This is a genomic window from Nonlabens sp. (assembly GCF_039941875.1).
Lineage (GTDB): Bacteria > Bacteroidota > Bacteroidia > Flavobacteriales > Flavobacteriaceae > Nonlabens.
On sequence record NZ_JBDVDQ010000003.1, the window covers coordinates 475,109 to 487,574 of the forward strand.

General features: G+C 34.6%; 10 protein-coding genes. 7 read left to right on the forward strand and 3 right to left on the reverse strand.

Features of this window, described 5'->3' with window-relative positions; genetic code table 11:
• Nucleotides 1-69 precede the first annotated feature (69 nt).
• From ABJF08_RS02495 to ABJF08_RS02520, 6 genes are all read left to right on the forward strand, one after another.
• Nucleotides 70-1,290, forward strand: coding sequence for an ABC transporter substrate-binding protein (locus tag ABJF08_RS02495; protein WP_348114466.1), 1,221 nt, complete (start codon nt 70-72; stop codon nt 1,288-1,290).
• 116 nt (nt 1,291-1,406) lie between these two features.
• Nucleotides 1,407-2,267: an ABC transporter permease subunit gene (locus tag ABJF08_RS02500; RefSeq protein ID WP_348114467.1), complete on the forward strand. Its 861-nt coding sequence runs from the start codon at nt 1,407-1,409 to the stop codon at nt 2,265-2,267.
• On the forward strand, nt 2,267-3,034 hold the full coding sequence (locus tag ABJF08_RS02505; protein WP_348114468.1) for an ABC transporter permease subunit: 768 nt from the start codon (nt 2,267-2,269) through the stop codon (nt 3,032-3,034). Before ABJF08_RS02500 ends, ABJF08_RS02505 begins: the two co-directional genes overlap by 1 nt.
• A gap of 5 nt (nt 3,035-3,039) precedes the next feature.
• Complete coding sequence (locus ABJF08_RS02510) at nt 3,040-3,765, forward strand: ABC transporter ATP-binding protein (RefSeq protein WP_348114469.1); 726 nt, start codon at nt 3,040-3,042, stop codon at nt 3,763-3,765.
• Nucleotides 3,766-3,875: 110 nt separating this feature from the next.
• A complete protein-coding gene (locus ABJF08_RS02515; protein ID WP_348114470.1) occupies nt 3,876-4,832 on the forward strand; it encodes a radical SAM protein in 957 nt (318 codons plus the stop codon).
• Nucleotides 4,833-5,228: 396 nt separating this feature from the next.
• On the forward strand, nt 5,229-6,257 hold the full coding sequence (locus tag ABJF08_RS02520; protein ID WP_348114471.1) for a phosphatase domain-containing protein: 1,029 nt from the start codon (nt 5,229-5,231) through the stop codon (nt 6,255-6,257).
• 141 nt (nt 6,258-6,398) lie between these two features.
• Here the strand turns inward: ABJF08_RS02520 and ABJF08_RS02525 are convergent, their stop codons facing one another.
• The 3 genes from ABJF08_RS02525 to ABJF08_RS02535 all read right to left on the reverse strand — a co-directional run bounded on the left by ABJF08_RS02525 (nt 6,399) and on the right by ABJF08_RS02535 (nt 10,478).
• Nucleotides 6,399-7,499 carry a DUF4407 domain-containing protein gene (locus ABJF08_RS02525; protein ID WP_348114473.1) on the reverse strand — a complete coding sequence of 367 codons (1,101 nt, stop codon included), beginning with the start codon at nt 7,497-7,499 and terminating at the stop codon, nt 6,399-6,401.
• A gap of 82 nt (nt 7,500-7,581) precedes the next feature.
• Nucleotides 7,582-10,110, reverse strand: a complete 2,529-nt coding sequence (locus ABJF08_RS02530; RefSeq protein WP_348114474.1) for a M56 family metallopeptidase — start codon at nt 10,108-10,110, stop codon at nt 7,582-7,584.
• Between the two features lie 2 nt (nt 10,111-10,112).
• Nucleotides 10,113-10,478 (reverse strand): BlaI/MecI/CopY family transcriptional regulator, encoded by a 366-nt coding sequence (locus ABJF08_RS02535; RefSeq protein ID WP_104513872.1) that lies wholly within the window; start codon nt 10,476-10,478, stop codon nt 10,113-10,115.
• 429 nt (nt 10,479-10,907) lie between these two features.
• Here ABJF08_RS02535 and ABJF08_RS02540 point away from each other — a divergent pair, with 429 nt between their 5' ends.
• Nucleotides 10,908-12,380, forward strand: a complete 1,473-nt coding sequence (locus ABJF08_RS02540) for a cell wall anchor protein (RefSeq protein ID WP_348114476.1) — start codon at nt 10,908-10,910, stop codon at nt 12,378-12,380.
• Nucleotides 12,381-12,466: the final 86 nt, after the last annotated feature.

Consider the following 12,466-nt stretch of genomic DNA (forward strand, 5'->3'; position numbering starts at 1 on the left):
AAATTTGAAAAGTTCCGCTTTCGCGAAAGCGGAACTTTTATCATACTCAATATAAGAGGTAAAGAATCTATGAAAAAAGTACATATGTACCTTATCCTAATCACAGCGGTTTTAATAACCGCTTGTGGTGGTAAGGAAAAGGAAGAAAATTCTATAGATCTGACTAGTGCTAGCTGGGAAGAAATAGAAAAAGAAGCGCATGGTAAAACCGTAAACATGATGATGTGGAGCGGTGACCCTAAAATTAATTCTTACATGAAGAATTATGTCGCTCCAGCAATGAAAGAACGTTATAATGTAGATGTAGAATTATCAAACGGTCAGGGAAATGCAGTTGTACAACTGATCATGACAGAAAAGCAAGCTGGTAAAAAAAGTAACATAGACATGATGTGGATTAATGGAGAGACTTTCTACCAGTTAAGACAAGTGAAAGGTCTATACGGTCCTTTTGTAGATCAATTACCTAATGCGCAATACATAGATTTAGACAATCCATTTATAGGAACAGATTTTCAAGAGCCCATTAATGGTATGGAAACACCATGGGGAAATGTACAAATGACACTTATCTACAATGGTGATAAAGTGGCCGATTTACCTCAAACACGTAAAGAATTACTTGATTTTGTAAAAGCAAATCCTGGTAAATTTACCTTTGATAATCACTTTACAGGACTTACCTTTTTAAAAGCGTTATTAATCGATATCGCTGGTGGTAAAGACGCACTAGCGGGAGATTTTAATGAAGAAAAGTACAATAAGTACAGTGCTCAATTATGGAGTTATGTTAAAGAATTACAGCCTTATCTATGGAAAAATGGCGAGGCATTCCCACAAAATGTGGCGCAAATGCACCAGCTATTTGCTAGTGGAGAGTTGCTGTTTACCATGAGTAATAACGATGCTGAGGTAGATAATAAAATTAACGAAGGTGTTTTTGCAGCTTCTTCTAGAGCTTATGTTCCTGAATTCGGTACCATACAGAATAGTCATTATTTAGGTATTGCAAGTGATGCAGTGGACAAAGCTGCAGCCATGGTCATGATTAATTTTATGATCTCTCCAGAGGCACAATTAGAAAAGCAAAATCCAGATGTGTGGGGTGACGGTACCGTTTTAAAAATGGATAGATTATCACAAGAATTCCAAGAGAAATTTCAAAACATTCCTTCTAGAAAACAAGCTCCTAACAGAAAAGATATTCAAGATAAGGCACTTCAAGAATTAGCACCTGAGTACATGATAAGGCTGGCCGAAGATTTTAGAAAAGAAATTATAAATAGTTAAATAGAAGAATACAATTTAAGAATGAGTTAAAGTAGCAACGGTTCTTTATTAATCTATTTAATCTTGTTAAAAATTTAAAGTAAAAATATAATTAAAGAAAACCATATTTAAATAAAGTGAAGCTTAAGTCAAAATATATCTCCATTACCATTTTCATCCTATTTGCAGCAGTGCCTGTTCTTTTAGGGTTTGGATATGCGTTGTTATATAGTTTCGGGCTTACAGGTATTTTAAGTGAAGGTTTTACAACAGAGTATTGGGAGAAAACATTACTAGCTACAGAGTTCTGGAAATCCTTAGGTTTCAGTCTTATGATAGCGTTGGTAGTCATGATTATATCACTGTTCTTTTCTATATGGATAGTGATCTCTTGGACTAAGAATTTATATAAAGGACTACTGTCTTATGTGACCTATTTACCACTCGCATTTCCCTCTATAGTAATGGCATTCTTTAGTTTTCAGTTGCTTTCTAAAAGTGGTTTTATAAGCCGTCTCATTTTTAATTTAGGATGGATCGATGACTTGACCCAGTTTCCAGACTGGACTAACGATGCTTATGGCGTTGCAATTATATTTAGTCTATGTTTATTAATCACACCGTTTTTTATCATTTTATATTCTAATTTATATCAAAATGAGCGCATTCCAGAGCTCAAAGCACTAGCCCAAACCCTAGGAGCAAAGAAAAATCAAATCACAACTAAAATAATAGTACCTATCTTATTAAAGAAAAGTGCTTTTACGATTATGTTGTTTGTCATATTTGTGATGGGAACTTATGAAATCCCTTTATTATTAGGTAGACAAGATCCATCTATGTTATCGGTTTTTATAATTCAAAAACTTCAAAAATTTAATCTAGCCGATATACCGCAAGCCTATGCAGTAGCGGTAATTTATATACTTTTAATAGCAACCTTGATAGCGGTAGTTTATAAAACGAGACCGGCATTCTTTAATCCAGAAAAAAACTGATGAAGAAAGCCCTCCAAATATTATTTATTCTATCGATCTTTTTCCCGATCGCATTCTTACTAGTACTTAGTTTAGGACGCAACTGGCCCTATCCAGAATTGTTACCGCAATCACTGTCCTTAGAAAACTGGGAATTTTTACAAAAGTCAGATAGTAAACTGTTACAAACATTTTTCTTATCTCTAGGTATTTCTATTCTGGTAGCAACGGTTACTACAGCGCTGGCTTTTATAACTAGTAAACATATCGCATTAAGTAAATACCGCAATAAGTTGATGTTGCTCGCATACATTCCTTATGTGCTATCGCCAGTTATACTAGCGGCGACATTACATTTCTTTTTTATATACGCTGGTATATCAGGTAACGTGAGTGGTGTTTTGCTAGCGCAGTTTTTTATAGCATATCCCTTTGGAGTTATTATACTCAATAACTTCTGGAACCATAAGACAAAAGCTATAGAAGAGCTTTCTAGAACATTAGGCAGTAGCAACTGGCAAACGTTTAAAAATGTATTATTACCCATTTCAAAAAATGCATTATTGCTATGTTTTTTTCAAACATTTCTAGTGTCCTGGTTTGAATTTGGACTTACTAATTTAATAGGAGTAGGAAGTGTGCAAACCTTAACGGTGCGCGTTTTCAGCTTTGTAAATGAGGCTAATATATTTTATGCAGCACTAGCGAGTTGCTTATTAATATTACCGCCTATGATTCTTATATGGATCAATAAGAGATACATATTTGCCACAGAAACCGTAATTTAAGACCATTGGAACCACTTTTACATATAGATAATATTACCAAAAGCTTCGGCAGTGAGACCGTTTTACACAACGTTAGTTTCACACTGCAAGAACATGAGGTGCTCAGTGTTCTAGGAAAATCAGGTAGTGGTAAAACGACTTTATTAAAAATATTAGCTGGATTAGAAAAAGAAGATGATGGTACTATTTCGCTTTCGCGAAAGCGGATGAACGACACGCCACCTAATAAAAGAAACATAGTTTATTTATACCAAGAGCCCTTACTGTTTCCACACCTTAATGTGTCAGAGAACATAGCATTTGGTTTAAAGATACGTAAGCAATCTGCAGGTGAGATTAAAACTAAGGTAGAAAATATGCTCCTAGAAATAGGACTAGAAAACCATGCAGAGAAGATGCCGCACCAGCTTTCTGGTGGACAGCGACAGCGTGTGTCATTTGCAAGAGCATTAATCATTGAGCCCAAAGTGCTGTTGTTAGACGAGCCCTTTGGTGCGTTAGATGCAGAGACTCGTGTGCAAATGCAAGAACTATTTAAAAAGCTCTCTAAAAAAATGAAGCTGACTTCTATATTCATTACCCATGATTTAAAAGAGGCACTGACTATGGGAGATCACATAGGGAAAATAGAATTAGGTCATTTTAAAAGATATGAATCAAAGCAAGATTTCTATGATGACGCAGATAGCGGTGCACAACAAGAAGCGGCTTTTTGGAAACAGTTTATGTAAAAGTGATTTAAATAATTAATATAAAGAAAGACCGTGGCACTTCTTTCTTGTAAAATACCTCGATAAGAGGAAAATGGATTGCTAGCAGCAGTCTGTAAAAAGATAAAATAATGACAGAAATAAAAAAAGATTTTAACCATTTACAATCCTTATACTGGGTGTTTACACAACTGTGTAATGATGATTGTGACCACTGTTATAACGATTCTAGTCCATTTGGGAAGCGTATATCTCAAGAAGACTGTATGGCGATTATAGATAATATGCCAGACCACATAGAGCGTATTATCTTAAGTGGTGGTGAGCCTCTAGCCGATATTAAATTACTGCATGCTATTCTAGATAAAATTCAAGACAAGTATAAAGGTAAAACGCAAGTAATGATCCAGACTAATGGTGATTTACTAAACCCTGCAAAGTTACAAGTCCTTATAGATAAGGGTGTTTCTAGATTTGACATCGCATCTATAGATAGATATCATAAAAAAGCTGGTGGTAGATTAATGGAGCTGGCAGATATTTTTGATACTTGCGGTGTAGTCGGTACAGAAAAAGATCCGCTTATAGAAGGTGGTCATTATCTAGCCGAAAATCCTTTAAGCTGGGGTTACTGGGGTGCAAGTGAAGAAATGTGGTTAGGTGGTAACTGGGCGAGAGGTAAGGCGATGAAGCACGATATATGGATGAAGGATCCTGAACATAATTTTTGTACCATCTTAAGTGGTGCAAGAAATTTCTTAGGTGGTCATGAAGATATTCCTAACGAGATAAGCATACAGTTATGGCGCATTAACCCATGTTGTCCAGGTACGCATTTCCCTATGGGTGATGCACGTAAACAAAAGGTGAGTGAGGTTCTGGATAGAGCAAGTAAGAACTTTGTTTTTAAAATGCTTAATGAAGGTGACCCACTTAAAATGGGATTAAAACTAGGTGTCTCTGAAGCAGATGCAAAGATTAAGAACGAAGAACTTAAAAACATCTGTCTGTACTGCGATCATTTCTTAAAGTGTAATAAAGATAAAATCTTTGATAAAGATGGCGTCATGGCAGACGTTGTTGAATAACACAATAACTTAATAAAAACTTTAAAAGCAAGGTGTAGATAAGCTATTACCTTGCTTTTAAATTTTCATACGCTGTGCTATTCACTATAGGTAGCTAGGTGAGTTAGTTTTCTCACTAGGCTTTATTTCTTAATTTTGTCACTTCTCTTAAAATTAAAATATGATTCCAGACTGGTTTTACAAATTACTTATCGCCATGTGTGTTATAAGTTTGTGTATCTTAGGTTATAAAATCGCCGACGGTGAACAAAACCGAAGTTTTATCTGGTTCGGCTTTTTATTTTTAATGGCTATATGGTATGGTCTAAGGCAGTTAAGAAACAATAAATAAGCATTTAAACTTTTATTAACCAGCATTCTATAAGACAGTTGGTGTAAAACGATTATTTTCACAACATGGCAATTTTTAAACGCGATCCTTGGATTCTCGACATATATCGTACGTATAGTGGTGCAAACCATTTGTATATACGTGGTCGCGCACTAGAAGATCAGCCTTTAAAACATTATGAGCAACAGACCTTGTACCAGACGCTGCGCAACACTTGGCGTACTTTTGCTACAGATGAGATAAGAAATGCTCAGGTAAAATTAACCTTGCCTAACGGTAAGTTTTTTGAGGTAAAAGCAGATCATGAAGGCTATTTTCTCTTTAATATAAAGACTGATATAGACCTTGATGCCTTAACAGATAAAGAAGGATACTTATCCTTAACGGTAAGTTTTGATGAGGATAATTCCGCTTTCGCGAAAGCGAAACGACAAAAACGTCTCAAAATAAATAAATTCTCTGGAGAGTCATTAATACCACTAGAAACTGCAGCTTATGGTGTTATAAGTGATATAGATGACACTATAATGCATACTGGTGTGACTAGTTTTCTTAAAATGCGTGTGGCTTTTAATACCTTTTTTAAGAATTATGACCGTCGTTTACCCTTAAAAGGGGCTGCCAGCTTTTATCAATTATTACATAGAGGCTCGTCGAGTAACGATCAAAATCCTATGTTCTATTTAAGTAATAGTCCATGGAATTTGTATAAATATTTAGAGAAATTTCTAGACTTTCATGGGTTTCCCAAAGGACCTATTTTATTGCGAGATTTTCCTACACCATGGGATAGAACGCCTAAATTAAAACGACCTCATAAAGAGCACGAACTAATAAACATCTTAAAACACTATCCCCATATGAAATTTATACTCATAGGAGATAGTGGTGAGCACGATGCCGATTATTATAAAGACGTCGCACAACAATTTCCTGATCGTATAATGGCTATTTATTTAAGGTCTGTAGATCATAAAAAGAAAATGTTGAGAGTAAAATCCATTGCGGACGGTTTTACCATATGCCCTATGTTATTAGTAAAAGAATCTAAAGAAGCCGTTACTCACGCTCGTGAGAATGGTTGGATAGTGTAAGAACTTGAATTCCAAAGAAGATTCAAGAAATTGGATTCAGGAATCAAGATTTATTTATAGCGATCCCGCTCTGCAGCGGAATGATAAATCAAAAATCAGATATCGTTAATCTCCAATCTCCAATCTCCAATCTCCAATCTTTTATCCTAATATTCCATTTTGTTTTTTATAGAAAGCATCGGCTTGTTTTTGCATGAGTTCTCTTGCTATTTTTTTCTTGTAGGTATAGAGTTCGTCTTCGTCTGCGATTTCTTTATAGACTCTGTTATTTAATTCTTTATCAGTTTGTGTAAGTATGGTTTGCTGTTGCTTTTGTTGTGTTACCCATGATATCACTCGATCTTCTCGCTCTGCATATTTGTAATCATATTCTCCTCGAGGTGATAATAATTTGGCAATGATAGGAGATGTTTCTATGGCTAGAAATAGTAAGAAGATGAAGAATGATGTGATAAAAGGTAATTTATTTAAGGCTTCAATACGCGCCATAAGTCCGTCTACGTTTTCTATAATAGGCTGCGATGCGGCCAGCTGTAAAGTTTCTTTAGTTTTTAAGTCGGCTAGTTGCGATTCTATGGCCGTTATTTTATCGGTATTTAAGATTTTTAATTCTTTAAGTTCTGCTAGAGCAGCATCATGCTTTTCTCGTTTCTCCTTGTATACCGGGCCTTTGCCTAATTTATTGGTTCCAGATGTTCCTTCGGCTTCTGTGATGTATGTGGAGTAGAGTGCTTCTACTTCGACTTCTTTTGTGGTGATTTCGGTTTTTAAATCTTGTATCGCTTTCGCGAAAGCGGACTCTTCAACAGCAAATAAACTAGCAACCTGCTCTTGATTATTTAAAGTCATCGCGTTTTTCTCTTCCAGTAAAACCTGATCGATTTCTTTCTCAAAAATCTTTAATTCAAGAGGTTTTGAAATAACAACAGCTATTATAAGTGCTAGAACTATACGAGGCGCAGCTTGCCACAATTCATTGATTTTACGGTCACTTTTCTTAAGTGTAGAAACTATATAACGGTCCAGATTAAAGATCAATAAACCCCAAACCAATCCAAAAGCACCGGCTATCCAGTAACTATCAAAAATGGTAAAAAGCGCATAACTGGCTGCAAAAAACGCCATAAGCGCGGTAAAGAAAACCGTTGCACCTATACCGGCATATTTATTACGCTCGCCAGCGCTGCACTGGTCCAGTAACTCAGCATCAGCACCACTGCAAAAGATAAAAAAAGATTGCATAAAAAAACGTTTATAAAAGGGTTGTCTTTTATAAACGCTTGAAATTGTGGATTGTTACAGTTTGAGAAGGAATATAATTCTGTTATTTTTTCACCTTCTTTTGAAACTGTTTATAACTAGGATTTGTATTGGACCAAGAATGTGGATCTAACTGAATAGTTGTGCTTTCTAAAGTAGATCCCAGCCATAAAAATGTGTTGCTCGCATCTATTTTTAATGCTTCTTTATAGTTTTTTGTATAATTACTTTTATTTCCAACTCTATAGAATACCGCATAAGTACCATTATTGAAACCTTCGATAATTTCCGGTTGTTTTAATAACTCTTGGTATTTCTGTTCTCCATCAATCCATACGGGATTAAAACCTACAGCTAGGTTTTTATATTCTATATCATTCAATAGTTTACCCTTGCTATCAAATATTTTAATTTGACTCAAGTTGCTAGAATCATACGTGTAATTTGCTCCATTTCTTTTAAATGCACCTTTATTTACCGTTGCATCTATAGTGACTACTTTCCATTGGGTTTCACGAACCATTGTAAATTTTACTTTTTCGTCTTTTGGTTTGTGCTCTTTGAAAAGCATTTCGTAAATTTTTTGCAGTTGGTCTGCACTCATTTTCTCTTTTGATTTATTGTACATATGTAACACCCTGGTGTTTTCATTAAATGAAACACCACAATCATGGTTACTTGTTATGAATGCATGAACTTCGTTCATCGTAGAGTTCCTATTGTTTATTAAATAAGAAATAGGTTTTTTCTGTTCTTGGCTTACCCTCAAAATGAGCATACGAGAATTATAATCTTCTCTATCTTGATCTTTATTAATGGAAGGGGTTTCTGAATCCGAGCTTGAAACTTTTATAGAGGCGCTTGATGAATTTTTAGAACTTTTTGTTGCACCTTCATTTGAAAAGTAAGATACATTTTTCCAAGAATCACTTTTTTCACTTGTCATCTTTAAAGAATTCACACCATTAACTGGCATAATTTGTACGCCTTTATTACCATTCTTTTCAATAAAAACTTTTGCTTTTTCTGCGTTTACTTTTACGTCATTGATGTAATAATTCATATTATCACCAGAGTTTTTTATATAATCTATAGGATCTGCAGGCGGCGGCGGTGGTAAATCTTTTTGGTCTAGATATTCTACGGTTTTATCCTTTACATCTATCTTATTTCCCCAGCGGTCATAAAAAGCCTTGTCATTTTCTTTTATGGTATAATAATGAATTTTTCCATCTACTTTTATATATCCTTGAACTTTAGATGGAGCTGCTGGCGGTGGCGGTGGAGGAATATCACCTGGAGTTATATCATTATCCCAATATAAATAGGGCCACGGTTCATTTTCTGCTTTTTGCTGGTCACTCATAGAATTAAAAATTAGTTGCATGCGTTTAGTGTCTTCCTTAAACACTACTACATGGCCTTTTTCTTCTATAAATTTTTGATGCTTTTTTGCCTGGAAATTATACTCTTCAATGTCTTTAGAAGTTACATTTTCAAGAACTTCAATGATCTCTATCTCTTCATCTGTTCTTCTTATTTCATAACCTTGACTTTCAAAATCTTGAAGTTCTCCATGTTCATTATAGATATCAATTTTATCTTCTGTTATTTTGTAAAAATGTGGTTTTCCTTGTATTGTGATTTTCCCTTCAGAATCAGTAGGATCTACTATAATCAGCTTTTTATTTGTAGGAATCTCTTCAACTTCTATGATTGTTTCCTCTACTTCTATAAATTCGGTCTCTTCTTTGCCACAACTTATAACAAGTAATGCTAGAATGGGTATAAGCGCTAGACTTCTTAGGACTAGGCTGGTATTTGATGTATGTGTTTTCATGATGTTAAATCTTTTTTTGATGATAGGAAATGTAAACGTGTTTGCCATCGCCTGTTGGTAGCTAGTGGTAGCATGTTTTAATAAAACCTCTTGATAGGATACCGTCGAGATTCCCTGGTTCAAAACAGCGCTATCTGCAAGAAATTCATGATTCAGCTTTATGGAATACCTAATGATGTATAACAATGGGTTGAACCATAGGACAATTAAAAGCAACTCAATAAATAATATGTCTAGTGAGTGCTTTTGATCTAAATGTGCTTTTTCATGTTCTAGAATAACCTTGGGAATGTTGTTGGATTCGTGGTCTTTCTTTGAAATGAAAATGCGCTTGAGAAATGAATGCGGTATGGTCAGGTGATTGCGCAAAATAAGCTGATAGGCTTTGTAAGAACTGATCTCATCTTCTTGTTGGATTCTAAAAGAGCTCAAATTCTTGCCAAAACGCCACAACATAATTGCAACACCTATAATGTAAATACCACTGAATACATAAAACCAATCGATCTCAAAACTAGGCTGATCTACCATAGTTTCTGTTATAACTAGAGAACTATAATCTACAAATGGAATCTCTTCTATGGGTATAATTATAGTTTTCACGACTATAAAAGGTATGATTATCGATATGATAAGTGCACCTATCAAATAGAATCTTTTAAAGGAATGCCATGATGTATTTTCTAGTAATAATTTGTATGCCAACCATAAGGTAAATAAACAGGCTGTGGAATTAATTAAAAAATGTTCCATTACTATTTATCTTTTATTTGTTGATCGATAATTTTTCTCAGTTCTTCTAACTCGTTTTTAGTCAAGTCGGTTTCCTTTGTGAAGAAAGATGCAAACTGTGAAGCGCTATCATTAAAGAAATTCTTAATCAATCCATTTACATGTTTTGAGAAATAGTCACTTTTTTTAACCAGTGGTTTATACTGACGGCTTTTACCGAATAGTTCATAGCCTACAAAACCTTTGTCTGTCATACGTTTTAAAAGAGTAGCAATAGTTGTGGTTGCTGGTTTAGGCTCTTCATATTCTTCTAACAGTTCTTTCATAAAAGCTTTTTCTAGCTTCCATAAATGACTCATAAGATCTTCTTCGGTTTTTGATAATTTCATTTTCTCAATAATTTATTAGAATCCAACTCTACAAATGTAGAACAATATTTTAATTCTACAAGTGTAGAGCATTTAATTTTGTATTGATTGCAGTTTTAGTATGGTGAAAAATGACTTAGGTTTTTATTAAAAGGTTTCCTTTTTGATCGGTCTGAGAGCCATCGGTGTAGGGTGTTTGTTAGAATCTTGTGTCTATTTATGATCACATATGTGAATTAAAAAGTTCCGCTTTCGCGAAAGCGGAATCATTAAAACAGCTTTTAGTCTTGTTATTTATGTATTAAATCGATGAACTGAGTTAAAATCATTGTTAAAAACGTTAAAATATTAATTTATAATTTAAAATTAAGCAAATTATTAACTACCGTTAATTAATTTGCAAAGACGTTTTTTATTATCTCTTTAATTTTGCAATACAAAGACGACTATATGAAATCAGTTATTACATTAATCATATTATTTGCTACCGGAATAGTTTTCTCGCAGGTAGGGATTAATACAAATTTACCAGACCCTAGTGCTATGTTAGATATTTCATCTGACGATAAAGGACTTTTAGTTCCTAGAATGACTACAGCCGAAAGATTATTAATAACCGCGCCGGCAGATGGTTTAATGGTGTACGATACAGATTTACAAGATTTTAAATATTACCGTAGTGGTGAGTGGAATTATATAGGAAGGTCGCAAATAAGAGAAAACTATAAGCTAGTTAAAGATATTTCAGATTTATCTGACGAGTTGATCGCAGGGTCTGGTTCTCAGTATTTATTAAATACAGATTTCTTATATGAAATTAATGGTAGTGTCACTTTTGATTTCCCAATTAATTTGAACGGTGCATATATGGAAGGTATAGACTCGGGAGAAGACATAATTATAAACGCTAGTGGTGCTGCCTTTTTCCAAGGTGCCTCTGGTGGTAGTCTAAGAAATCTAACGGTATCTGGTAATGGTAATCCTATTTTTGATATTACTGGTACTGGCACAGAATTGCTAGTTAGTAACAATACTATTTATGTAGGAGCAAATTCTGTAGGTACTTTGGATTCTTTAGGTACTGTGTTTTTTAGTATTTCTCAATTTTTAGGAAATACAGGTGGTCTTACGGTTTCTAATATGTCTACTTTTTTAATGAGTAATGTTTTCTGGACGGCATCAAATACAGGAACGTTTATCACTTTTTCTGGTACGTTCAATAATTTACAAATGAGTAGTGGTAGAATAGAGGCAGATACTGGTGAAGTAGGTGTGGATGTAAGTGCAAATCCTACTATTAATAATGATGCTACACTTTCTCAATTAAGTTTTGTAGGGCCTGGTATGCATGTAAATCCTTATACCGTTGGTACTTATACCGGTTTTAATTTTACAAAACACTGGAATGTGAATTGCTCTGGACTTCCTGTAGAAACAGATCAAGTTTCTGTAGCTGATATTAATTTTAATTTTACTGCTGGTGGTGGTGCTGGGACGACTTTTGGAAGTGTTAGTAATGGTACTCCTATAAAATTAGCTGGTGCAACAACTTCTAATAATTTATTTAGATTTTCTAGTTCTGGTAGTAATAGGGTGGTGTATGAAGGAAAGAAAAAACGTTTCTTTAATGTTTCTTCTAGTGTTTCTTTTGAGGGTAGTACGCCCGGAGATAGATATATCTTTTATATAGCTCGTGGACGTGCTGGTGATCCAACACCTACGGTAATAGACGCGACAGGCGTGTGGAAGGTAATTAATAATGCGGCTTCTGTGCCTCCTTCGACAACGGTGCGCGATATTAGTGCTGTTCCTATTGTGGGAGTATTTGACCTTGAGCCTAATGATTATATTGAGGTATGGGTAGAGCGTTTTAGTGGTACTGGTCAAATATTTACGGTTGCATTAAATCTAGCAATCAATTAATTTATATATCGCTTTCGCGAAAGCGCAACAAAGAAAAATCCCATTCTATCTAGAATGGGATTTTTTATATACATCAAAGAATCTGT